Origin of the sequence: Bacillus sp. BHET2 (assembly GCF_005938125.1) — a bacterium.
Lineage (GTDB): Bacteria > Bacillota > Bacilli > Bacillales > Bacillaceae_B > Rossellomorea.
This window is the reverse complement of record NZ_VCQN01000001.1, coordinates 675,777-700,685: the sequence shown is the minus strand read 5'-3', so window position 1 is coordinate 700,685 and position 24,909 is coordinate 675,777. Positions and strand designations below refer to the sequence as shown.

Genomic DNA, 24,909 nt, shown 5'->3' with positions numbered 1-24,909 from the left:
AGCAGATCCATTTCATTTTAACATAAATACCCATTTAATTAAGAAGTGCTTTGCACAATTAAATGGCCTTTAACTGAATACAAATAATTTTTATATCAACATAAATTCCTAACAATACCAAAAAAACGACTCACAAACTATGAGTCGTTTCAACTAGGAATAGTGTCTAGAATATCCCCTTTATTTTTCCAGAAGGTGAGACAAAGGCAACAAATCGCTACTGAATGATGCTTTATTGTGACATGGATGGTCATCAAAGACGTTCACTAATGGAATATAAAAAAGGGTCTGCCCCCTTCACGCTTATACTTACGTGTCGCAGGGCAGACCCATCTTTACTTATTAATCACTTATTTTTTTGCATCATGATCATCATGGTCATGGTGGTGATCCCGTTTTTCAATTTCATCTTTATCTCCATGATGGCCCCGATGACCTTCATGGTTTTCTTCCTTCACTTCCCCACCAGGTATGCCGGAAATGTACCCAACTCCACCTGTTTCCATGATACCAAGCGTATCTTTCATTGCTTTTTCTAATTCTGTTTTATCCACTGCTGTAATGTTTTTCTCATCAAGATCTGCACCTGGATGTTGATAATTGCTTAGCACATAATGAGAATCTTTCATTTGATCGACTGCGCTTAGTCCCGTTGCTTCTGCTCCAACTGGAACGGACAGGATTCTGGATAGCTTTTGGGTTTCCACATCATACGCCCATACGAAGTTATTGGTATGCATATCGCTATCTTCTCCGATGAAGAGCGTATTCAAATCTTCTGAGAAGCTTAAGTTATCTGGATTAGCCACTTTGTCAGGATCAGCTGTGTTTCCAAGTGCGTCCGGAGAAGCAAGGTCTTCACCTAATACAAACCCTTGCATGCCTGCAGGAACATAGCGGCTATCAATATACTCTTCCCCACTATCTTTTTGACGATTTTCAAGATTCAATTCGTAGGTCACGCCTGATTCAATGTTTGGCAGTTGAATATCGTCTTGTACGGCACCTTCCTGCTTTTCCATGCTGCCATTTTGGTAGGAAATCGCCATATAGGCTTTATGATCTTCTGCATTCACTGCAAGACCTTCCATTTTGTTGAACTCAGCAGTAGCTCCCTTGATGGCACCGTAACGGCGTGGTTCTAAGAAGGCAGCTTCTTTTTCTTTACCTGGCTTCACTTTTAGATATTCGACAGAATCATGTGAGTTCGTCTTCACAGCTGTAAATCCTTCGGTTGGCTCTTCGGTTGTTTCGAAAATATCGCTGAATGTCACTCCGCTATCGATTATATCTGAAATTTCTTTATCCGTACCATGTCCAAGCTTGATCCAGTTTAAGTCTCCAGATCCGCCTTTTTCTGTACCTGTTTGGTCGAATTTCGCTGCATATAGCGTCCCTGCTGAAAAGTCTTCCTCTTTATCTGCTACATACATAAACATCATCGTATTACCGCCATCATCACCGAACAATGCGGTCTTGTTATCAGGAAGTACTTTCATCATTTCATGTGAGAAACGCCCAGTGCTGTAATGCTTGACGACAGATGGCTTTCCATCATCTGAAACCGAGATTTCAGGAATCCAACCATAGTTATAAGGATTTGCTTTTGACTCGTCATTAAAATAATATTTTGCAAAATTACTTACTTCTTTATAGGCTTTCGAATCTTTATTTTCAAATGCTCGGGCATCAGGCTCATATTCTTCTGAACCTAGGTGAGTACCCCAATCCGTTGTTGATCCGTTACATGGGTTCCATAAGCCGTCTACACCTGAAAAATCAATTTTATGAGCTTCTTTCACTGAAAGCTTACCCGTTTTCTTATCATGGTCAAGTTCAGATAATGTCATAGATGCAGGCAGACCTGAAATACGGTCACCGGCATTATTTTGTGAATCGTATTCGAAATGGGAAATCATGAATGTTTGATTCCCTTTCGTCAGAAGGCTATTTGAATCAGGAGCATCCGAAATGAAATAAGATGGATTCTCAGGTACGCTATTATCCATAATTGGATCACCGTTCACATCGATCGGCGTACCAGCCGGGATCATTTCTCCTTTATTGTCTACGATTTTATCTTTTGATAAGTATAGCTGATCATAGTTTAGGGGTAGCTCTTTAACGGTACCATCTTTATAGGTTACTTTTACAGAGGCTGTTGTATAGGTTTTTACCATGTTTTTAATCGTATCTGGAGCTTTCATGGACGAGAATTCAACACTCTCAATCTTCTTGTGAGAATTCTTCTTTTTGCCGTGATCCTCGTGGCCGTGAGCCATGGCTGTTAAGGATGAAGATGCTAGTAATGCCATTGATAATCCGATTGATAGACTTTTTTTCATCTTTAATCCCTCCTAATATAATTGCTACTACACTAGTAAAACATTGAATGGTTAAGCCAGTATGAATACAAGGGGGTTAAGTTTAATTCTTTGTAAAGATCAGTTGACTTTCTCATTTCAACTATTAAGCCAATGTAATCTTATCTACTAAAAAAACCAGAAATGCTGAAAAATCAACATCCCTGGTTTTCTTTCATTAACTATATCATTCTAGATTCATATTAATTCCTTGGAACTACATAATCCGTGATAATTGCATCAACGTTCATATCAAATAAAAAGTCTGCCGATTCATGACTGCGCACTGTCCATGATCCAATTTGCAAATCAAGTGAATGAACGTTTTTCACCACCTCTTCTGTCACGATTCCGTAGCTTGGATTGAACCATTCCGCATAGGTTGAGATTTCTTGCAGAGTCTTCTTTGAGGTAAGGGAACGGTTAGCAGCTAAGACACCGACTGGTACATGAGGAAGTAGCTTATCCATTTTCTTCATTGAGTCAAAGTTAAACGATTGAAGAATGATTTTTTCATTGTGTGGTTTATCGAGATGGTGATCTTTTAATGTTGCTGCCACTTGTTCTTCGATTCCTAGATAAAGTTCTGGAGACTTTAATTCTATTAAGATCCCTGCTTTACCATGATAACGATTAAGAACTTCTTCAAATGTTGGGAGGGGTTCTCCTGCGAATTGTTCACCCTTCCAGCTACCGGCATCAAGACTCTTAAGTTGTTCAAGTGTTAAATCTCGTACTTTTCCTGTACCATCAGTTGTTCGATCCACTGTCGTATCATGAATGACGACCAATTCTCCATCTTTACTTCTTTGTACATCGATTTCAATATAATCGGCCTTCATATCGACTGCCAGATCGAAACTTGCGATCGTGTTTTCAGGTGCATAAGCCGATGCCCCGCGATGTGCTACGGTTTCCACTCGTTTTCTTTCGCCTTTTGACTCCTCTGCAAACGCCTGATTGAATGTGCTTAACAACAATGAAATAGCAACTCCTGTACCGATTACGAATTTTCTGTTCATGCTCTTCATCTCCTATCCTAATATGTATTTCTACTATATTTTAGGAAAGGGATGTTAAATGAGAGTATTATTCGTTGTTGCCTTTTATGAAGTTTATGTGAACTAAATTCGACCTTTTTTCATAGAGTTTTTTACAAATGGATTTGGGAGGAATTTAATAGTGGTCTTTTCTACATACTCGTTTCCTTATCATGTATAAGCTTCTATGAGGCTGGGACAAAAGGGTTTTAGTCAAAGAAAAATCCGAACGAACATTCGACATTCTTTACTGAAAATCGAAAACGTTCGGATTTTTTATGGTTATTGCAAAAGCAAATATAGTGTATTTAACCGGTTCTAGCTTTTGATTGGAGTGCAAGACGAAGACTCCTGCGGGAAAAGCGGAATAGGTGAGACCCCGCAGGAGCGTCAGCGACGAGGAGGCTCGCCTTCCGCCCCGAGGAAAGCGAAGTCTTGCACGGAAATCAACAGCGGTGTCACAAGAAAGCCTAACATGGTCTTTTATCCTGATTGTTCGTCTTTCGATTATATTGATTTGGTTATGTCCCAGCCTCATTCTCCTTAGGTTTTAGGGAACGAACCTGCCTAATATTGGACAAGATGATTAATATTATTGGAAAAACTGCTCCATAGATTAATACGTATATTTGCATCGTTTGGGTAAATTCTATCAAAAATGAAATATTTGGGAATAAGTCAATGGAAAACACATACATAATTAATGCTAACGGGAGGGTGAGAACCTTGTGATCATGTAATTCTAATGTTTGAGCGAGACCAAGGGACACGACATAAGTTAAGATCGTCAATTTCATGAATACAGTTGTAAACCAAAGGAAAGCCATCATCGCTTCCACTCGTTGTATAAATCCACCTAGATTGATTTGTTTGGCTAAATCATAGCTCGAATATACACTTTCAGATGTATCAACAACACCTAAAACAAGAATAGAAAGGATTGAAATAAGTATTAGACTGCCACCGCCAATGAGTGTTCCAGTTAAGAACCCTTTTCTGATATGTTGTGTATTGACATAAGGTATGATCATTAAGAAAACAATCAATTCCAAGAAAGGAAATGTTAGAAACGATATACTTGCATTCAATACAGGCTTCAGGCCAAATTCCATAACTGGTCGAGCAGCGTTAAAATCGATATGTGGAGAAACCGCAAATACTAATATCAAGAAGAGGAAAAAGGTCCAAGGTAAAAATAATTCAGCTGTACGGGACAGAGTCTCAAGCCCTTGCCTTACAGCAAATATGACCACAACTAAAAAGGTGAAATGAATAACTTCTATTGGCGTTTCAACCATCATCACCGATACCATGAAGTCCCCGATATCCCGAAGAACAAATAAGCACAATAAGAAAACAAAGGTTAGTAAATACACTAACGAAACGGTCTTTCCTACCCATTTGCCAAGAAGTTGTTCAAGAATCTGTGAGAAATTCTTCCCTGGAAATTTGGAAGCAAGACTTGAATATAAAAAAACGGCTACAACACCACCTCCTAATCCGATAAACCCTGCAATCCAGGCATCTTGCTTTGCGACTGATGTGAGGATGGAGGGAATGATTAAGATGGTGCTTCCAACCGTATAGAGTAGGACTAATACTGTAAACTGCCTGAGACTTATTTTTCCTTTTTCCAACATAATTCATTCCCTCCTTCCTTATTCGAATAGTTTATAAAAAGAGTCCGTAACCGGGTTAAGAATAAAGTCTACCCCTTTTAATAAGGTTGGGATAGGCCCTATGAAAAGTTGATAAATCAGCAATCCTGTACCAATACCCATGAGAATCAAAAATGTCCATAACGCTCTGTAGTGATGATGCTTCCAGAGAGAAATCCCATCCATGTAGACGAAAATAAGTATAACGATAGTGACCCCTAGTATTTTCCACATACTCACTTACTCCCTTATTTGGTTCACAATTGAGTGGTTTCGTTTCCCCGTTTGCCGGATATTTGTTTTCACGTTGACATGTACCGGCAATTCTGCAAAATGTTCGTCCCATTCTTTTTTATTCTTGTTCCAATAACGATAGTTTTCCCGATGAATCACATCACCAAATCCAAATATATCAACCCTGTAGGATTCTTGAGCTGTTTTGATAGACTGCATCATTTTATCCTTTATATCTCTTTCTACTTTTTTTTCTAAATCCTCGATCGTTTTTGTTTTCTTAAAATCCATATCACACTGAACCTCTCCCACATTTCCCGTTGCTTCAAGATTGACATCAATTGAAGGGTTCCCTTTTGAAAAGGTTGCAAGTACTTTTGCCTTCGTTTTCAAGATTTCAATGGATACTTTTCCCCCCTCACTACAAGGGACGTTAACTACGGTGCTCTTTACATTCCCAACGATATAGTTGTACCCTTTGCTTTCTGGTTCATTAAGCCATCCATGAAGTTTGTCGTCCTTAAATATAGCTGTGTCTGTATACTGCAGACGAACGGGGGGATCGGCAGATTGAAGATTTGATGTGTACTTCCCGACCTCAGGGTCACCCACTATTTGCACTCCTGTGACCACCGCTTGTTTTCCTGGACTGATGAACTCATCTAACAATTCCCCGAATGTTAGAGCAACCGTTGGGGCCCAAACACTTGAGGAAGTTTCTAATTTTTTGAACAGGTTTTGGGCTGTAATCTTTTCTACTGGAACCAGCATTTTCAGAACTTGGTGAGCTTCATGGTCCTTTGCTATTACAACGTAAAAATCAGGGCGAAATTCTTGATCTCGTGCAAGTAGATCCATGGATGTGGCAATCCCTTCTTTCGCTAGATTTTCTCCTATGACAAGCATTCTCAGATGTGGGAAAAACGTTTTAAGAGGAACGGTCTTGGTCATTTTTCTGAGGGCCTCAAAAACAGTATCTCCCGTTTCCTGATAGATGACGATAGGCGCTTTGGCACCTCCTGAATGCTTACTTGAAATTTCACCTGGGTTCACCAATTGAACTGAAATAAGAATCTTATCACCTGATTTATCAATCCCTAATGCTACAGCAATTCCAATTTCATCAAGTTCTCTGCTATTCCAGCAACCACTTAGCAATAAAGAAGAGATTACTGATACAATAAGGAGTTTCCATTTCATATTTTTCACCTTTCTTAGATGACGTTCATTCCGATTTATTGCCCTGACGCACAATATTCTTCTGACTAATCAATCGTGGTCGTGTCACTAAATGTTTTCGGGGTAGCCTTAACAAGGTGTCTTTTTGATCTTGCTTGACATACGGTGCGATTGGTGACATGTAAGGAACCCCAAAGGAGCGTAACCCGCATAAATGGATGGATAGTGCAAACAATCCCAAAGCCATTCCATATAACCCCAGAGTAGCCGCCAAAATCATAAATAGGAACCTCAATATTCTTATTGAAATGGCGATATTATAAGACGGAAGGACAAAGTTAGAAATCGCAGTAAATGAAACGACGATCACCATGGCGGGAGAGACAAAGCCTGCTTCAACAGCAGCTTGCCCAATTACCAATGCTCCTACAATTGACACGGTTTGACCGATGGTTTTCGGCAACCGGATTCCTGCCTCTCTTAAGATTTCTAAGGTGATTTCCATCAGAACCGCTTCAAATAGTGCTGGAAAGGGAACGCCCTGTCGCTGAGCAGCAAGACTAATCAGAAGGTTCGTAGGCATCATTTCTTGATGGAAGGTACTTAGAGCGATATAGAGTGACGGGCCAAGGAGAGACATAAATAGACTGAACACCCTCAAGATTCGTATAAGACTAGCAATATCCCATCTCTGATAGTAATCCTCTGCTGATTGGAAGAATTGAACGAAAAGCGCTGGTACCAATAATGCAAAAGGAGTTCCATCAACCAATATGGCGATTCGCCCTTCCAAAAGGCCGGCAGCGATTCCATCAGGTCTCTCCGTATTATAAACGGTGGGGAAAGGAGAATAGGTTGGATCCTCAATTAATTCTTCAATGTAATTCCCCTCGAGAATCCCATCAATATCAATCCGGTCAATCCTTTGAAGGACCTCTTTCACAATCTTTTCGTCTGCCACTCCATTGATGTATAGAACAGACACATCGGTTTGAGTTGATTGTCCAACCTGCCTCGTGATGCTCCAAAGGTTCGCATCCTTTATTTTTCGTCGAATGAGAGCGGTATTCGTTTGAAGCGTTTCAGTGAACGCTTCCTTAGGACCTCTTACAACTTGTTCAGATGTTGACTCTGAAACATCTCTCACCTTCTGACTAGATGTTTTTAGAATAAACCCCTTCATGACGCCTTCAATCAGAATGGCAGTTTCTCCCGACAGTATCGATTGAATGAGTTGGTCAAAGCAGTCGATCTCCTCTATATCACCAGGTAAAGAAGAGCTGGATATGTCCCGCTCCAAGTGAAGGTCAACCAGAGCCAGTTCGAAATTCTCAATAATCGAATGATCAACCATTCCATTTAAATACACCAATCTACTATCCCGTTCCTTCAAGACTAAATCACTGATATGTAAATCAGAAGTGTGGCCGAAAACTGTTTGTATGTATTCTATATTGACCATTACGTTTTCCGATAGAGGCTTAACAGGTTGAGTAGATTCCCTTACATTCTCATTCGACCTCTGGAATGACTCCCGATTCTTTCCTCTATAGCGCATCATGACCGCTCCTAATGAATCGTTTCTAGTAGCTTTCCTAGAATAGTTTAGAATATTCATTTGTAGTGAATGCTAGGTACTTGAATTTTGGAAACATTTTCGGTTTGCACCATCCTACGAGTTATCTAAGTGAAGGAAAAAGATCCCACTAGAAGAGAAATCATTCAAGACTTAAAGATTGTTCAACATCTTTCGCTGAACCAAGGTTTTTTATCGGACGTAAGATCAGTCCACAGTTATGGTGGCCTTCTCAAACCATATTTCACTTTTCCACCAAGGTCTGAGAAAACAGAAACCCCCAGAATGCTGTGAAATCAACATTCTGGGGGTTCTGTTTTCTTCTTATTATATATTTTAATGCACTGGTCCAGTTAGGAACCATTCAACATTAGCTTCATGCATTGACGTGTAAATAGGGCAATGGGCAACAACGATTTTGGGGTTCACTAGTTTGGACGATTGCGATCAACAACAGAGAACAAACGCTCAGATCTCACTAAAAACGGGGACAGTCCATCTATATGAAACTCGCTAACGCTGACATTGCCAATATGATTGGGGCAACGAGAGAAACGACGAATGCCGTGATCAGTTCATAAAAAAAAGAGTGATTAATCATTAAAGGCTTACGATTATCGATTGATGCGGATCGGGCGGAGGTATTGTTGAGCTAGTTGTAAGAATGGTTACCTGATTCTCCTTCTATTCTGATTAATCGGATTCTTTATATGTAACTTTGTGACATGGGATTATGTCTTTCTACGAGTGTGACGCCAATAATCTGAGAGTGACGCATAAATGGAGATTCCGACGCATAAATCCTGAAAGTGACGCATAAAAAAATATTCTGACGCATAAACCCCGAAAGTGACGCATTAAACCAATAGAGTACACTTATATACAGTAAGGCGACATAAAGATTGACTTCCAATCGTTCGTAAGTTAGCTAAAGAACTCATCAACTAGAATACTCATCCTTACACGGTCTACAAACTCACCGTTTCGTAACCGGTCTTGTCTTAAAATACCTTCTTGAATTTATTCATCGACTGCATAATAAACACCTTGTTCTTTGTGATCAAATTATTTTTTCTTTCTATTTCTTCCAATGATGATAACTGTTGTGAATACGATGATGAGCAAAAACATCCCTTCAGCCATACGAAACACCTCCCTTGGAGAGACTAGACTCTCTTAATACTTACGAACAGAAAGACTACTTAGTTTCAATATTCAGATAAAAAATAATAAACCATTTCCTTTTGGAGATGGTTTATTGAATGATGAGACCTAGCTTACAAGTGTAGAGTGGTGACAGCACATAATGTAAGTAAGATTGGGATGATTTATTCAAATAGAGCTTTAATCACTAGATTACCTGACTTATCCCTTTTCTCACGGTACCTTTCCCTTTCACCTGCTTCAATGTCGCTACGATGAGAAAGCTGACAATCACCAATAACAGCCATGAACTCACTTTTCCAAGATGGACGAGACTCCATGCCTCGGTCTGGTTTGGATATTGCCACGCACCAAAGAACGTGGCGATATTTTCAGCGATCCAAATGAAGAATCCAATTAGTACAAACGAAAGGGCAAGTGGCATATGGTACTTGGTACCCCCCACCTCATATGTGACCCAGGTTTGCCAAAAGACGATGATGACAAGTATGGATAACCACCAGCGAATATCCATCCAATAATGGTGGATGAAAAAGTTCAAATAAATCGCAGATGCAAGAGGAATAACTGCCCAAAGCGGTGGCCACTTTATCAGGTCAACATTCAACCGTCTCCATGCTTGGCACAGATAACTCGCAACACTTGCGTACATGAATCCACTGTACAATGGCACCCCAAATACTTTAGAGTACCCTTCCTCCGGGTAAGACCAAGAGCCCATATGGACCTTGAAGAGCTCAAGGGCAAGGCCGATCAAATGAAACACCGTGATCACCTTCAATTCATCACGTGTTTCAAGTCCGGAACGCAGCATCCCCCACTGCATCAGAATACAGATCAAGAGTATCCAGTCGTAACGTGGCAGAAAGGGAAGCGGTATGATTTGAGTAAGAGCCAAAGAGGCAAAAATGACGACAGGGAACAGACAGGATAGTGCCTGCTCCCAACCGAATCGTATGAGTTGTGTTAATGCTCTCATAATCTTTGACTCCTTTCGCATACAACATTTCCTGCTGGGGAATCGATTCCCCACTGCATATCACTTCTTATTATAATATATTTTTATTGTAAAACAATAAAAATATATCCTTTTTCATTATTATCTTCCAACTTCTAAAAACAGGAAAAATTATTCCTCAACCCTGACGCAGTAATGCAAAGAAGGTTAATCTTCTAATAAATCAGCTTTCTGATTTCCCCTTTTCTGTGCTTGCCTGGTAAGAATCATACAAGGAACACCTGCTGACATACTTACGATAAAACTCCACATTATGTAACGCCATTCTCCCGTGAGGCTCGCCACGACGATAAAAAACGCTAACTGTCCAACAAGTGCAAACCACGAAGCGATCCAAGCTAGTGTGAGATTTTCTTTCATAGCGTATCCTCCTTATCAATAATTGCAATCATTTGCCTTAATAAAGCCAGTTTACTGTTGAGAAAATAGCAATAAACAAGAAGATGTGAAATCCGGTTTCCATCATTGTATATGTAAATTCACGTATATCGTCTATATTTTTTTTCTCCATAAAAGCTTTCCACAATTGTCCAACCACAAAAAAGAATGCCATGATCCCATAAAGTTGGAAATACCAGCTGTCTGGTTCAAAGTCAGTGACAATAATGATAATGAATCCAACTATATAAGTCACTGCAGCCAATGATCGAATGACCTTATCTCCCTTTTCATGCTGAGCGTTAATGAGCTCATGGGAAAAGATTTTTCTCTTCTCTACGTCCAACCACCTGCTGATCAAATGATGAAACAGGTAAATGAATAAGAAGTACATCACCATAACGAATAAAAGTTTTATGAAGAAATACTGAGCAAAACCCAATAGGATTACCTCCTTTATTTTCCTTTGTTATAGGAGCAATTCAAATGTATATCCTACTGAAATAAAGAGGATAAAGAACACTAACCCCATGAAGGAAATGATGTATTCTCTCTCTGCATGATTGAACTTCCATTGCATAAAGGTGTCGAACACACAAAGAACCATGATGATCATCGCATTGATCAGTCCCGAGCTGTCGAACACTACATTCACAAAAAAAACAGCCCATATGATACGTTGCCCCCAGGTATGAATGGAATTGATACCTTGATATCCCATTTTCCGGGTAGAGCGTATCCCCCACTTTCTTCTCACAAGTCTTTCGACTAAGAAGAATGCAAAGAATGAGACGACGATATAGATAATAAAGTGATAAAAAGAATTCATCTATTATTCCTCCTAGCAACCTTTGAGGACAGTATTTTGATTAATTATAATAATAAATTCATCTTCGCCAATGACTCATACTGCCTTAAGACTTCTGACAAGAAAGTTTTATCATAACCTGTTCTATGATGTATTCTAACAATCCACTCTTCCATTATATGACACGGCGGTTCTTTTATTAGCCCCTCACTCGTACTCAAGAAGCTTTCCCAGTTGTAAAATTCCCAATGAGCAATTTCGGATTTATAAGGGACTCTACATTCCAGTAAAGGCTGTGGTTTTATCATATTTTGAGAGAACTCTGCTGCCTTCATGAAGAATTCCATTTCAATCGGTTGCAGATCAAACGTTTGTTTTGAAATTTTCCCGTTTGGTCTATGATAATGAATCGCTATATTCGTTTCATCTGGCAAGATTTGGACATGCGCAGCTGGAAAAAAACCAGTAAGTCTCTCATCAGTGTACTCTTCACATTTGGAATCTACTAAAATAGGTTTTAACCATTGGTCTCCTAAATCGCACAAAAAGCGATGGCCCTCTTCATCTAAAGCAATGACGGCAACGTGAGCATCTTCCGTATTCAAATGACGGCCGATGGGATAGGCTTCAATTCCATCCTTCTTGAATTCATCTAATAACCAAATGGAGAGGTCAAAACAATTCCCTGTGATGCCATATTGTTTTCTGTGTTCTCTCATTAATGATACTTCCCGTTGCTTCTTACTCCCATCCTTGCTGTAAACCCACGTTTTCGTTAACGTCTCCATTGGAAATCCATCAAATTTCCGCCATGTGGATAGGATACTTTTAGGTGGTAACATTACTACACCTACTTTTTTAGATTGATTTTTATGTAGAAACCTTCCTGGTCTTACTCATAATCCGGTGATTTCTGAAAATTGATTAATAAATATTGTGTATTAGAATTATTAGCATATGGGTGCGGTTATCATGCCGTACTTCTATTCCACTTCCACATAAACTTCTCCAAACAATTCATCTCCAAAATAGACCATTAACTTCCACATCCCCTTAGAAGGAAGGGACATTGTAGAGGGTAAGTGATGATCTGCGCCTGCATTTGGAGCAAGACTGTTACTTTTGGGTAATTGAAACACCGTTACTTCTTCGTGTTTTTCTTCCTTTACACCTATTACTTTAAATGGTTGTAATAATGTAGCTTTATCTCCCCAAAAATGCCACATGTACTTCTGGGATTCACCAGCTTTAAAAGGCCCGTATTCACCAAAACCCAATTTGCCATTATTGCCTATACGGAACACAAATTCATCCGTTTGCCCATCGTCGGTAACGGTTATTTCTTTCACGAGCGCTGGACTCTCTTCCCACGTTTCAAGAACATTTGAGACTCGGTCATCTCCTTTTGTACATCCAGCGAGGAAAAGCATTGAACACAGTATTATGGTTAAGGAATCAGTTGTCCTTGTCATCATACGCCCCCAAGTTCTTTTTGAAATAGAACCGATTTAGTCAAAACGCTTTATGAAACGAATCCTATCTTTGCTTACTGCCACAAATAACCTTGAACAGATGTATAGATTGTCAATAAAAACACAGCAACAAATAACCAACCATAGCCTTTTCGCTCTTTATGAAATTCTTCCAATCCCATCAACAACATCGTTATTCCTAAGAATAGAATCATTATGTAATTAAATTTAAAATCACCCGTGATAAGTCCATATATTGCAAATGAAAGCGATCCTATTGAAAAAATAATACGCAGAATCTTTAACAAAAAATCTCTCCTCTATAACTAATTGAACTATGGGTACCCAGGGGCATGATACGAAAATTAGCCCACTACATCTCTTTCCTTCTTTTTCCAGGACATTAAATCTGAAAATGCCAATCCTACTGATACTCCAAAAGGAATACCTAAATCCCATAACTCTGTTTCAGACCCTGTAACATATTCATTTAAGAGAAAATGAGAAATACTTAAAGGAATAAAAAGCATGGCAAACGTTAAAATTCTCTTTCTTACTTGTTCCCATCTCAACTTTCTTAAATTTGCAATAACAAAAGAGATTGTCAGCACTTTTCTACTCTTGCCAATAAAAAACGAATATTCCGTTAATTCAACTCTTTCCTCTATTCACTTCAAAAAATGAAGAACCAAAAAGTAATATAGACTATAGGAAGAATGGTTAAAGCTAGATATACCCTTCCAGCTCTTGGTTTTCCTTGTTTGTAACTCATCACGCCTATATTTACTATCATGCAAGTCACGATGACCCCCATGATAAGGTTCGTATAGTCAGTCATTTCTCCGTTTGGTCCAGATAACGTTAACAAAATGAGCACTGCAATAGATAGGATAAAGAGAATAAGATGAATATAAAATCCTGATTTAGTGAATTTAGTCCTGTACAATGAAACGCCTTCTTTCTTCCAATTGACTGCTCAATCCATCAGTAAGGGAATAGCTAAAGAAAAATCTATACGTATTCAGCTATCACCCCTTCTTCAACACCCCCAAATACTCTTCCCAAGGTCCAACATCCTCCCTGTACCGCTCAGCCATCACTCTTACAATCTGAGAAATATGGGTGAGATCGTGGACAACCCATGTGGAGATTAGTTCTCTTAGCTTCACTTCACCAAACGCAGGGTGTTTCCCTGTCAATTCAAACTGTCTATCAGATTGTATAAATCCTTTTACGGTTTCTATATTCTGAGTGCGCAATCTTTTAAAGTCAGTTAGCTTTTGATTGAGTGAGGTGTGAGATGGAAAGGTTATGTGAGCATCACGATCAAATGGAGGGAAAGTATTATTCTCTCCCTCCTCCACGATTGTCATTATTCTTGGGATCCAGTTGCTTTTCTCGCACTCGATTAGGTGATCGACAACCTGGGAAACAGTCCATGTTTCTCTGCCTTCATTGCATTCTAGCCAACCTTCCTCTAATCCAGTTAAGAAGCTATCTAAAGTCTTGGGTGTCCGTTCTAGAATCTGAAGTGCTTCTTTTAGAGTGAAATTCCTCAATATTCCTCCCCGCAAAAATGACTATGAAACGTGTTCAATCATTTAATCCTTTACCATCGAGAATATGCTCCATATATTTTTCAATCCTGTTCACTCGCGTCTTGGATTGTTTGGCTTGAGAAAAATAGAGAATGTAGGCTCTTTGTCGACCAGGGGTCAATGCTTCAAATGATGTTTTTAAGCTAGGAACTTCTTCGAATTTCTGTTGAAGTTCTTCAGGAATCGTGTATTCTTCCGTCTTTTTCAGCTCCACTTCGATGCCCGCTTTTTCCACTTCAATGGCTTCTTTGATATAGAATTTCAAGATTGGTTCCATTTCTATGATCTCTTCGACATTCCTGAACCGGATCTGCCGCGCTGCCTGGACATTCTCCGTTTGTTGGATGAGAATTCCATGGGTATCCTTTAACAGGACACCTTTGTGGAACAGAAGTGCACAATAGTCCTTAAAACCATGCATTAACACGATGTTTTTACCCTCTAATGTGTAACAAGGATGCATCCACTTTATCTCCTCGTCCAGTTCTTCAAAGTCCAGAATGATCCTTCTAAATTCTTCAAATTCTTCCTTCCACTTCTTCGCTTTTTTAAGAAAGCCATCTACCTTACGATTCGCTCTATTCGTTGTCACGAATGAACACCCCTTTTCCTTTTATCAAGATGCCTCTTGCTTCGTAATACTGTGATAAAGCCATTCAATATGTCATGGGAGATCGAGAATCCCTTACGCTGATAGAATTCCAAGGCATCACGGTTTCCATTCGATGTAAAGACAAAGTATTCTTCAACATCGTCAAATGTCTTTAACCAATCCATTGACATTGTAAATAATTTCGACCCAACGCCGTATTGCCGATAGCCTTCTTTAATATAAAATTGGGATAGACATCCTACATTGTCTTCCTTCACCGATGATAGATCGAAAAAAGTCGCAAAATCATTCGAATACGATTCTTTAGGTGAGACGTTTGTATACACATAGGCGACGATCTCATCATTGTTATGAGTATCTTTCACCACTACAATAAAATTGTGTATGGCCTGCTTAATCGAAGGTACCATCCTAGTTTCAAAATTCATGCTGTCAAACCATTCCGGATTTATGACGGCCTTGGATTTCTGAAACTCCATCAGTTCATTACACAAGTTCCGACAGGCTTCCGCTCTTTCTTCTGAGATGACTCCATATACTAGATTCATAGGTACGCTACACCCTTTCTTATCATTAGTAGATCAACTACCTTTTATTCGTTTGAATAGCTTTCCTAGTTCCCCTGCCTGAGGAACGTCGAAATAGTTTAGTACTATACCTAATGATACTACGGCAAGTAGAAAAGAAATAGATAATAACAGATTTCTTATGTCTTTTGTCATTGAAACAAATCTCCCTTGTTTCTGAAAAATTATTACATTTGCCGGGTAGTCTCCCCGTCGATTAATTGAAAATGAATATCCATGGATGATCCACTAGTAATATGATCGTGAACTCCGGATACGTTAAGTAATTCATTTAGCTGATGTTTCCTGATAGATTGTAATGAGTAACAGGGGTAACAGTGTATAAACGAATAAAGCGAGTATGACTGTTCGTATATGGTATTTAGTGATGCCCCTGACAAGTAAAATGATAGCGATTATAAATGAAACCGAGCCCAAGATGGCAAGCAGGTTATACCCATTATGGTCGTTTATGGGAAAGGACATGAAAGTCGTTCGTGCATCGATCATTTCATTATCAGGAAACGGAAAATATAAAGACATACAGATACAGAAAATTACCGCTGAGCATATGAGTGAAACTTTATTTTTGATCACTTTACTTCATCTCCATTTATCTCATTATATACGTTTCACCGGCTTGTTTTGACTAGCCTATCTTTGCTGATAAGTCCTGATGCCACTAAGACGACATCCATTCCAAACACACTCATGCAAAATATTAAAATCTTAATATCTTACAAGAAACATGGAGATTTCTATCCTATTAGAGATGATATTCCTATCAGAAGAGTGCAGACCACTGAATTGAACGGAAAACTACTATAGTATGATTGACTTACAATAATACCATTTTATAACAAAAGGGGATAGTTATGATCAATCGTTTCTTTCAGTATTCGGCAAAGTGTATTATCGCGTCTTCATTGATTTTTTCTACAGGTGCAGCAGTGGGAATTGCCCATATAAGCGCTTCAGAAGATGACGGTTCAAAGGTCATCGAAGACGGCGGTGGCGGTGGTGGCGTCACCTGGCAAGAATCGTATCGCTTTGTATCAGGCAGCTATAAGATCATTGTATACCGAAGTGCAAATGGTGGAAGTCAGTGGAAAGAAGTCACCTATAACAATAGCGGAGCGATCGTAAAGGTTGAATACGGAACTTCTTAAGAGAAAAGATGATGGAAATGGGATCCATCATCCTTTTCTTTTAATGTCGAAAGGATTCAGCCATTTTAATCATGTCACGTTTTGTAAGGGTGACATCTGTTTGTCCTGGTATGTATTCCATTTCGTATTTGATTACGTTGTCTTCAATCCATGCGATGTGACTGACCTTAGCCGGACCATCGGACTCAGAATAACTTCCTGAATACTGACCGACTTTCACTTTTTTCTGTGAGAATTGGAGGTCCGTATCCGGTGTAAGGGATTGAAAAGTCAATTTAAGAATTTGGTTTTCTTTTCCTTCCAACGTGACGGTATCAAGCTTTCCTAATGGATCATCACTAGTTTTCATCGTGACCCTTTCCACCTCAAATGGAGACTTGGTGAGAAACTTGAACTCATCCCGGAGTGAGGCTGGCCGATCAGAGTCATCATAGTCGTAGAAAGGAGCGCTGGCATTGTTTTCATCAATCAATCCTAATTGGGTTCCACCAAAATAGACAAACACAGATAGGCATGCTGCAAGGAATAGAACAGACATCACAGGTGCAAAGATTTGTTTGTTGAATGAGAAGGACTTGGACGTTCGTTGCGAATGAATCTCATTCAAGATATTTTCTCTCATTTTGCTTGTGAAACCATGACCTTTAAAGGTCTCTTCTTTCATTAAACCACGTAGCTGTTTCAGCTCATCCATTGTTATACACCTCATTGCGTTTAATCGTTGAACCGAGTAATGCCTTCCCACGCGTCAACCGGGTCTTTACGGTATTGGTGTTTATATCCATACAGGCTCCGATCTCTGATAGCTTCATCTCTTCAAAATAGTACAAAAAGATGACTTCCCGATATTTGATAGGCAGTGACAAGACGTTTTGGATCAGCTCAGAATTCTGTTCTTTCTCGATCACGGTTTGTTCAGGTGCACCCATCTTCCCTTTCACCATATCATTGATTTTATTCGATATACTGACCATCCTCGTGTCCCAACGCCTTAGATAATCCTTGCAGTGATTGACCGCTACGCTGATAATCCATGTTTTGAGGGAGGAGTCCTCGCGGAAGGTATCCATCTTTTGATAAAATTTGATGAAGATTTCCTGTGTGAGATCCTCGGCGAGGCTGTGGTCCTTCACATAAGAATAGACAATATAATAGACATCATTTCCGTATTTGGTCATGGCCTCCTCAAGTAATCGATCTTTCTCGGATTTAGTGTAATTCCCCTGTTGTTCCATTTTTCAAAGTCACCTGCTTTATATGTATCTCTGTTAATATGACGTTTCGCTGCAAGAAAAAGTTTGGATTTTTTTACAACTTCTCAAAAATAAATACACCTGTAGAGGATTCTCGACAGGCTGAACCAAGATTTATATCGAATTGGAGATGCTCTTAGCTTCTTCTTTGCTACGAAATTCCGTTACACTGTTCGCAATCAGGAATTGTGCAGAATAATAGGTGGCCATGATGAAGATGTCACCATATGGAATGGCTGATACAAACATATTCCATGACAAGATGGAATCCGAGATGACAAACAGGATACTTCCAGCCGTGGCCAACTTGTTGCCTGTCTGGATAGCGGAAAACGCCATCACGGATATGACCAACATATACGCAATAACCGGGATCACGAGCCCATCGTTTCCCTCCACCAATAACGAGGCAATCAACTGCCGACCAATGAAGAAGGAATAGAGTGCAATCGGCAATATGGCCATGAGTCGCACCTTATTCGAACTGAACATCCGCAAAAATCCCGTCACATATATTAGGTGTCCGAGCAGGAAGGCTCCTAGCCCTGCAACAAAAGAAAAGGCAATCAATCCGTCGCCTACCATGCAGATAAACAGACCGACGATGATCAGTTGCATGGAAAGAGAAGGCTTGGCGGGCAGCTTTCGGACGGCATAAAGAATAATCAGTAGCATCGGAATCAGTTTAAAGGCGACTTTAAGTGCGACTGGGTCTGGTGGAATGAAAAAAATATATAGAACCGACATCAAACCGATTAACATGGGGAGTAATCCTCTTTTAAACATCAAACATTCCCTCATTTCTCAAGCAATTGTTGGTTAACAACCATATCCTTCATGTAAAAAAATCGTTTCTTTCCTCATTCAACGGGGTGTGCTGGGGTTTCGCCTCTTCCATTATTGGAGCAGGTGGAAAAAGAATCACAAACTCCGTCCCGACTCCTTCTTCGCTGTTCACTTTGATTTTCCCTTTATTTGAGCGAATGATTTGATAACTGACCATCATCCCGAGTCCTGTCCCCTTTTCTTTCAAGGAATAATAGGGGGTTCCAAGACGGTCCAGCTGCTTTTGATTCATCCCGATTCCTTCATCTTTGATGGTAATTTTAATATGTCCATCTCTGGTTGTATGACAGCCGATCCACACTCTTCCTCCGCTCGGCATCGACTCCACCGCATTTTTCAGAATGTTGATCAACGACTGGCTCAATTTCTGAGGATTCGCTACGATCCAACAGTTTTCAAGAATATCCGTTGTGAAATCTATATTTTGGTTCAAGCTAAAACTTTGAATGAGAGTGGTTACCCGCTCCAATTGATCACCTACATTGACACTTCCATATGTATTTAAGGAAGGCTTACCGAATGCCAGAAAGTCGCTGATAATTTCATTGGCACGATCTAATTCTTCAATCGACACTTTGATGTATTCCTTTTTCTTGTAGGATAAATCCGGCTCATCTAATAACTGCAGAAAGCCCCGGGTCACTTGCATGGGATTGCGGATTTCATGAGCAAACACACCTGTCAACTCACTGATCACCCTGAATTTCTCTGAATTCTGAACCTCTAGTCGGAGTTTGTGAATCTCCCGTATCTTTTCGATCAACACTGTACAGAACCACGTGACGGTCACTGTGAAGGCGATGTGAATCAACTGCACCTTCAAATATACGAATGAAAAACCGAATAATGTCCCAAAGAACAACATGCCTCCAAAACAATATCCAATGGATAAACTGATGGCCAACATCACCCTTTTATCCATCTTCATACGTAGAAAGGAATTTTGAAAGAATAAGATAATCGGCATTGTGACGACCAAGACGAGGACAGTAGTATATACCCCCATGCTCATTCCAAAAGAAAGGCGATAAAGAATAATCAAGATGGATAGAAACACCCCTGGCCAAACACCGAGGTATAAGGTTCCAAGTAATAGAGGAACAAATCGGATATCTAAGCGGGCACCTGCCCCGTACTCCACGGGAAAAGACATGCACAAGAGGATGGACGCTCCCCACAAAAGGGTCATGACCAGCTTGATCAAGCGATCTTTCTTGATTCTCTCCAGAATAAAGGTAAAGTAACTGAAAATCGGTATGACCATAAGTGTGAATTGTAGCAAGAAATCTTTTAGTATACTCATTTTCGTACCATTCCCATCCATTTACGATGTCGTTTTCCTCTTAGTCTATTTTAGCAAAGAAGATATGAAAATAGAGAATATTTCAAAATTAATTACTGACCGTTACACACCCCGCAGCAACAGTTTATGAACAAGAACGATCACAGGCTACGGTAAGAATCGCCTTCCTCCTTCGCGTCTAATTTCTCGTCTTAATTAATACAAACTCTTCCCTTTAAAAAGGCGCTACTTAAACCTATACCGAATCAACCTACAGCTAATAAGGCGCTACCTTAAAGGTAACACCCTGATCAATCCCACCTTTACATCACTGGTTTCGATTGCTTTTCCTTCTTCTTTCCTATAATAAAGATGAAAAGAAAATATCCACCCATACACACAGGAAGAAGGAAGGCTGTAACTATGAGTTTGGCTTTCTCCCCTAACGAACTATGTTGAAGAAGTATTTCCGGCACGTAGACGAGAATGGCCAATACAATCATGATCCAGCTTTTTGACCAAAGCGACACTCCAATAATGGAAGCAATTGTGAGGATCAGAGCCAACATCCTCGCTGTTCCCCCGAGAGATAAGACAGGTGTTTCGATGATTTGACTGAGAAATAATAATCCTGTCAATACACATATCGGTAGACCTCCAAGGATATATAGGAGGGCCCACTCTCTTCTCTTGGACATAGGACGACTAGAAATGTACTTAAACACAGCTGAAGTGAGGAATAGGAAGCCAACCATAACAAGAGGATAACCGATCAATTCGATTAGGGAATAGTCCATGTCACCACTTATGGCATCACCCAAGACGATAAAGGACAATGCACCTATCAATATCATGGCAATGTTTTTGAATATACTCTTGTAATCGAAGGGCATCTCTTTAGAAATTTGATTCATGTATTCTGTTGGTGTCAACCCGGTTACCTCTTCTACACTCTTTCCGCGCTTTTCTGCCTCGCATAAATGGTCCTCTAACTCACCGACAATGTCTTCCACTTCATTTTCGTACTTCCCGTTTGAAATTAGATACATTCTTAAATTCCCTAAAAAGTCTTCGCTCTTTTTCGACAGATTCATGCTTACTCCTCCTCCAGTAGTTGATTCACGCTTCCAGAGATTTCTTTCCACCTTATGTTGAAATTCTCCAATTCCTCTTCCCCTTTTGGAGTGATGTAATAATATTTCCGCTTCGGGCCGCCTGAAGGCATTTCTTTCTGCTCGGCTGTCACAAGCCCCTCTTTCTTCATGCGAAGCAACAAAGGATAAATGCTTCCTTCTTTGACCATCTTAAATCCATTTTCCGCAAGTTTCTCCATCATTTCGTAGCCATACACTTCGCCTTTAGCAATGATGGACAACAAGCAACCTTCAAGGATTCCCTTTAATAATTGACTAGATGACACCACAGTTCCCCCTTCCATCTTGGTGAATAACTATGTTGTAATACAATATACTTAATCAAAAAAAGAAATCCGCCTCCAAACTATATTGCAATACATTATAGTTAGATATTAGCAAATGCTGGAATTGAATGCAACAAGAAATGAAAGGTCCGTCCTTTAACTCGTTCAAGGACGGACCTTTCCTACATCATTATGTAATTGATTCACTCTTTCATCCTCTTTTTTCTTATGGAATAAACATAAAGTACAGGTATCAAGCCACAAACGAACAGGACTAGACCTACCAACCCACCATCAACCGGATCATAGCCTTCTGATAGAGATGTGAGCACAGCGAAGATGGACGCTATGGTGACGACCACAACAATGGATATACCCAGTCTCTTCTTTGGTGACTTGCTACTCTCTTCATGATCGACACTAATGCTCATTGACAGATAAGCTGATACAACGCTTGTCATAATGAACAGGTACCAAAGGGGATTATCCGTCATCCCGTCTAGACCCCTTGTAAGGAAATCGTATGCGAGAATTCCCATCATGCCAAAGTTTTGAAATAAAAACAGGACTCTCATATTCTTTAAATTTTGCAGTACCAGTCGTTCGTCCGTTATTTTTTTCATCCTAATCCTCCCCCTTTTCAATCCAAAACACGTCATCAAGCGTTTTGTGAACGGCATAGCAAATCTCCAAGCAAAGATTCAATGAGGGGTTGTAAGTCCCTTTTTCAATTAAACTGATTGTTTGTCTGGTGACCCCCACCTTCGCTGCAAGTTCCTGCTGGGTTAACTTCATGCCAACACGAGAAACCTTCACCTTGTTTTCCATATAACCCCAACACCTCTCCTGCATATGGTAACATATATGTGTCATAATGCAATATATATATTCCTTTTTCCAGATAAGATAGTATGTCTCAATGATTACTTCATTTATAAAAGACAATACCCTAACCTTGCAGGCAGTAGGTCCCTGCACCCTCTACCTGAATAAGGACTCGTAGGATTTAAAATTCATCTTTTTTTTCAATTTTATTATAAAAATTCTATGGTATAATCATACAATATTGAGTAAAACTAGGAGTCATTTTATGAAAAAATACATATTGCTTTTTTGTATAACCTTTGCCTTTTTCGGGATGTGCGCACCCATTCTACATACATATGCGACTGAGTCCAATGAATCAATCGTCATTCCAGAAAGCCTTCAAGAAATGGATCTTTCAAACCGGCTAGAGGTATTAATAGATCAAGATCACTTAACCGAGAACGAAATCATCGAACATAGCAGGGAGTTTGTTCCCTTGGCTAAAACCAATCCATCCGGGGATATTTCAGATACAGTTTATTGGCTGAAAGTGAACCTTGCTAATGCCTCTGTCGAGCAGAAGGACCTTCTGCTTGAAATCAAGAAGCCCCACCTTAGTTCGGTCACGTTATATACGTTAGAGACGGACCGACTGAAAAAGGGTGATACAATCGGATACCGCTATCCTTTCGGCATACGAGACTATAAACATCGTAATCTTGTATTTACACTTCACCTTCTGCCGGAAGCGTCAACAACCTATTTTTTAAAAATCGAAACCGATAGTTTCTTTCAAGCACCGGTTTCTCTTTGGGATCCGATTGCGTTCTCAGAAGCCAACAATCAGAACCAATTGATCCTGGGCGTTTTCTACGGTATCATGATCGCTCTGATCATATATAATTCATTCTTGTTTTTCTCTCTAAAGGAAAAAAGTTATCTCTATTACATATTGTTTGTTTCAGGATTTACAATGTTGCAGGCGATTTGGGATGGGTTTGCCTTTCAGTTTGTATGGGGGGATTTTCCTTGGTGGGCGCTTAGATCCAATTCCTTCTTTATCTTATGGTCTTGCTTATTTGCCCTTCTATTCGCCAGGCATTTCCTTCAGTTGAAAGAGAATGCACCAATTGTTGATAAGGTTGTCACGATTTTCAATACGGTTTGTGGGTTATGCTTAGTCCTCCCTTTCTTCGTGAAGATTGGGACGATGACGATGATCAGTACTGTCATGGCTACCATTTTCGTGGTATTTCTGATGGCCATTGCCTTTAGAGTGAGGTTGAAAACAAGAGAAGCCACATTCTATATTATTGCTTGGTCACTCCTCTTCATAGGAGTTCTACTCAACTTATTTGCGGCGTACAAACTACTACCCTTAACACACCTGACGCTATTTGCCCCGAAATTCGGGGTAGTCGTAGAGGTTCTGGTGCTCTCACTCGGTCTGGCGGACAAAATTAATCGGATGAGAAAAGAAAAAGAGGATGAAACAAAGAAATATTATGCCCATACCTTCCTCCAAAATGCTCTTAAAGAAATGTCTGCCACTTGCTCGCTTGATTCATTATCCAAAGAAGGGTTACGCTGTTTAATGGATGTCACCCATTTTGAAAAGGGCTTCTATCTTTCAAAGAACGGCACCATATGGAGAGTGATCTCGAAGGTCAATGTACCGGCAGTTTTAGAGAAATACTATATAGAGCAATTTATTTCTTTTCAAAATGGTGACGCATTTGGAGTCGACACCCTAGAAGGCTCGACGTTTACTGTTCCGATTTCATGCGGATCCCATAATGGGCGATTTGTCATCTGGAGTAAACAAGAAGAAATCGACCTTTCATTTATGGACAGCTTTCTCCCCGCATTCATCGAACAGTTCACTGCTTTCGCCGTTCAAAAAGGGGAACTCGAGAAGCTACAGATGTCCGCCATGCAGGATCATTTAACGAATATGTTCAATCGAAAATATTTTCTGGAGAAAGCCAATGAAGTCTATGTAGAGTCTGAGCCCGTTTCTCTCCTGTTGATCGATATAGACCACTTCAAGAATATCAATGATACATATGGACATATAATCGGCGATCAAGCCATTACGTTTGCAGCGGCACTCATCAAGAAAGTATTCGATGATGTTGGCATTGTTGGACGTTTCGGGGGAGAAGAATTTATCGTCTTCATGGAAAATACCAATCAACAACAGGCGTTGGGGTGGTCTAACCTCATACTGGATGTATTTCGTCAGGAAGCTATGCAGCTAGAAAATGGTACAGCCATTTACTTAACAATCAGTATCGGTTTTAGCAGCAGTAAGCCTTTAAGCTTTATCACGATTGATGATATGATTCAGATGGCGGATGAACAGCTTTATAAAGCTAAAAAGAATGGACGGAATCAGGTAGTGTCGGTTTGTTCATAAAGAAAGACAGCAGGATTCTGCTGTCTTTCTTTATGTAACCTTTTAG

The 24,909-nt window shown here is 39.9% G+C and carries 28 protein-coding genes; 2 read left to right on the top strand and 26 right to left on the bottom strand.

The features are described from left to right. Window positions 1–350: 350 nt before the first annotated feature. From FGG79_RS03700 to FGG79_RS21650, 18 genes are all read right to left on the bottom strand, one after another. Window positions 351–2,345: a PhoX family protein gene (locus tag FGG79_RS03700; protein ID WP_138776396.1), complete on the bottom strand. Its 1,995-nt coding sequence runs from the start codon at window positions 2,343–2,345 to the stop codon at window positions 351–353. A gap of 221 nt (window positions 2,346–2,566) precedes the next feature. Then, on the bottom strand, window positions 2,567–3,385 hold the full coding sequence (locus FGG79_RS03695; RefSeq protein WP_138776395.1) for a glycerophosphodiester phosphodiesterase: 819 nt from the start codon (window positions 3,383–3,385) through the stop codon (window positions 2,567–2,569). 539 nt (window positions 3,386–3,924) lie between these two features. Next, window positions 3,925–5,043: a GerAB/ArcD/ProY family transporter gene (locus FGG79_RS03685; protein ID WP_138776394.1), complete on the bottom strand. Its 1,119-nt coding sequence runs from the start codon at window positions 5,041–5,043 to the stop codon at window positions 3,925–3,927. A gap of 18 nt (window positions 5,044–5,061) precedes the next feature. Then, window positions 5,062–5,295 (bottom strand): hypothetical protein, encoded by a 234-nt coding sequence (locus FGG79_RS03680; RefSeq protein ID WP_138776393.1) that lies wholly within the window; start codon window positions 5,293–5,295, stop codon window positions 5,062–5,064. A 6-nt stretch (window positions 5,296–5,301) separates the two neighbouring features. After that, a complete protein-coding gene (locus FGG79_RS03675) occupies window positions 5,302–6,495 on the bottom strand; it encodes a Ger(x)C family spore germination protein (RefSeq protein ID WP_138776392.1) in 1,194 nt (397 codons plus the stop codon). A gap of 25 nt (window positions 6,496–6,520) precedes the next feature. Then, a complete protein-coding gene (locus tag FGG79_RS03670) occupies window positions 6,521–8,032 on the bottom strand; it encodes a spore germination protein (RefSeq protein ID WP_138776391.1) in 1,512 nt (503 codons plus the stop codon). A gap of 1,369 nt (window positions 8,033–9,401) precedes the next feature. Then, window positions 9,402–10,193 (bottom strand): DUF817 domain-containing protein, encoded by a 792-nt coding sequence (locus tag FGG79_RS03655; protein ID WP_138776390.1) that lies wholly within the window; start codon window positions 10,191–10,193, stop codon window positions 9,402–9,404. A 186-nt stretch (window positions 10,194–10,379) separates the two neighbouring features. Continuing rightward, window positions 10,380–10,592, bottom strand: a complete 213-nt coding sequence (locus FGG79_RS03650; RefSeq protein WP_138776389.1) for a hypothetical protein — start codon at window positions 10,590–10,592, stop codon at window positions 10,380–10,382. A gap of 37 nt (window positions 10,593–10,629) precedes the next feature. Further along, window positions 10,630–11,052, bottom strand: a complete 423-nt coding sequence (locus FGG79_RS03645; protein ID WP_138776388.1) for a DUF4181 domain-containing protein — start codon at window positions 11,050–11,052, stop codon at window positions 10,630–10,632. 27 nt (window positions 11,053–11,079) lie between these two features. Then, window positions 11,080–11,439, bottom strand: coding sequence for a DUF4181 domain-containing protein (locus tag FGG79_RS03640; RefSeq protein WP_138776387.1), 360 nt, complete (start codon window positions 11,437–11,439; stop codon window positions 11,080–11,082). Window positions 11,440–11,483: 44 nt separating this feature from the next. Further along, window positions 11,484–12,260, bottom strand: a complete 777-nt coding sequence (locus FGG79_RS03635; protein WP_138776386.1) for a hypothetical protein — start codon at window positions 12,258–12,260, stop codon at window positions 11,484–11,486. A 141-nt stretch (window positions 12,261–12,401) separates the two neighbouring features. Further along, window positions 12,402–12,890: a DUF4871 domain-containing protein gene (locus tag FGG79_RS03630; protein ID WP_240794191.1), complete on the bottom strand. Its 489-nt coding sequence runs from the start codon at window positions 12,888–12,890 to the stop codon at window positions 12,402–12,404. 74 nt (window positions 12,891–12,964) lie between these two features. Then, entirely contained in the window at window positions 12,965–13,198 is a 234-nt protein-coding gene (locus FGG79_RS03625; protein ID WP_138776385.1) for a DUF3953 domain-containing protein, read from the bottom strand. Window positions 13,199–13,255: 57 nt separating this feature from the next. Further along, window positions 13,256–13,501: a hypothetical protein gene (locus FGG79_RS03620; protein WP_138776384.1), complete on the bottom strand. Its 246-nt coding sequence runs from the start codon at window positions 13,499–13,501 to the stop codon at window positions 13,256–13,258. Between the two features lie 417 nt (window positions 13,502–13,918). Then, entirely contained in the window at window positions 13,919–14,449 is a 531-nt protein-coding gene (locus FGG79_RS03615) for a DinB family protein (protein ID WP_138776383.1), read from the bottom strand. Window positions 14,450–14,483: 34 nt separating this feature from the next. Continuing rightward, window positions 14,484–15,080, bottom strand: a complete 597-nt coding sequence (locus FGG79_RS03610) for a YdeI/OmpD-associated family protein (RefSeq protein ID WP_138776382.1) — start codon at window positions 15,078–15,080, stop codon at window positions 14,484–14,486. Continuing rightward, window positions 15,077–15,649 (bottom strand): GNAT family N-acetyltransferase, encoded by a 573-nt coding sequence (locus tag FGG79_RS03605; RefSeq protein WP_138776381.1) that lies wholly within the window; start codon window positions 15,647–15,649, stop codon window positions 15,077–15,079. The genes FGG79_RS03610 and FGG79_RS03605 overlap by 4 nt, the downstream gene beginning before the upstream one ends. Before the next feature lie 306 nt (window positions 15,650–15,955). Continuing rightward, a complete protein-coding gene (locus FGG79_RS21650) occupies window positions 15,956–16,264 on the bottom strand; it encodes a hypothetical protein (RefSeq protein WP_171050785.1) in 309 nt (102 codons plus the stop codon). Window positions 16,265–16,542: 278 nt separating this feature from the next. Between FGG79_RS21650 and FGG79_RS03595 the strand changes: the two genes are divergently transcribed. Then, window positions 16,543–16,836 carry a hypothetical protein gene (locus FGG79_RS03595; RefSeq protein ID WP_138776379.1) on the top strand — a complete coding sequence of 98 codons (294 nt, stop codon included), beginning with the start codon at window positions 16,543–16,545 and terminating at the stop codon, window positions 16,834–16,836. A gap of 40 nt (window positions 16,837–16,876) precedes the next feature. Here FGG79_RS03595 and FGG79_RS03590 read toward each other — a convergent pair whose 3' ends face one another. The 8 genes from FGG79_RS03590 to FGG79_RS03555 all read right to left on the bottom strand — a co-directional run bounded on the left by FGG79_RS03590 (window position 16,877) and on the right by FGG79_RS03555 (window position 22,465). Beyond that, window positions 16,877–17,530, bottom strand: a complete 654-nt coding sequence (locus tag FGG79_RS03590; RefSeq protein WP_138776378.1) for a hypothetical protein — start codon at window positions 17,528–17,530, stop codon at window positions 16,877–16,879. Then, window positions 17,523–18,071, bottom strand: a complete 549-nt coding sequence (locus FGG79_RS03585) for a sigma-70 family RNA polymerase sigma factor (RefSeq protein WP_138776377.1) — start codon at window positions 18,069–18,071, stop codon at window positions 17,523–17,525. The genes FGG79_RS03590 and FGG79_RS03585 overlap by 8 nt, the downstream gene beginning before the upstream one ends. 132 nt (window positions 18,072–18,203) lie before the next feature. Continuing rightward, window positions 18,204–18,875 (bottom strand): lysoplasmalogenase, encoded by a 672-nt coding sequence (locus FGG79_RS03580; RefSeq protein WP_138776376.1) that lies wholly within the window; start codon window positions 18,873–18,875, stop codon window positions 18,204–18,206. A gap of 49 nt (window positions 18,876–18,924) precedes the next feature. After that, a complete protein-coding gene (locus FGG79_RS03575) occupies window positions 18,925–20,238 on the bottom strand; it encodes an ATP-binding protein (RefSeq protein WP_171050784.1) in 1,314 nt (437 codons plus the stop codon). Window positions 20,239–20,540: 302 nt separating this feature from the next. Further along, window positions 20,541–21,311, bottom strand: coding sequence for a DUF1129 family protein (locus FGG79_RS03570; protein WP_138776374.1), 771 nt, complete (start codon window positions 21,309–21,311; stop codon window positions 20,541–20,543). Between the two features lie 2 nt (window positions 21,312–21,313). Next, complete coding sequence (locus tag FGG79_RS03565) at window positions 21,314–21,637, bottom strand: PadR family transcriptional regulator (protein WP_138776373.1); 324 nt, start codon at window positions 21,635–21,637, stop codon at window positions 21,314–21,316. A 203-nt stretch (window positions 21,638–21,840) separates the two neighbouring features. Then, window positions 21,841–22,260 carry a hypothetical protein gene (locus FGG79_RS03560; RefSeq protein WP_138776372.1) on the bottom strand — a complete coding sequence of 140 codons (420 nt, stop codon included), beginning with the start codon at window positions 22,258–22,260 and terminating at the stop codon, window positions 21,841–21,843. A gap of 1 nt (window position 22,261) precedes the next feature. Next, window positions 22,262–22,465, bottom strand: coding sequence for a helix-turn-helix transcriptional regulator (locus FGG79_RS03555; protein ID WP_138776371.1), 204 nt, complete (start codon window positions 22,463–22,465; stop codon window positions 22,262–22,264). 262 nt (window positions 22,466–22,727) lie between these two features. Between FGG79_RS03555 and FGG79_RS03550 the strand changes: the two genes are divergently transcribed. Beyond that, window positions 22,728–24,863 (top strand): diguanylate cyclase, encoded by a 2,136-nt coding sequence (locus FGG79_RS03550; protein ID WP_138776370.1) that lies wholly within the window; start codon window positions 22,728–22,730, stop codon window positions 24,861–24,863. Window positions 24,864–24,909: the final 46 nt, after the last annotated feature.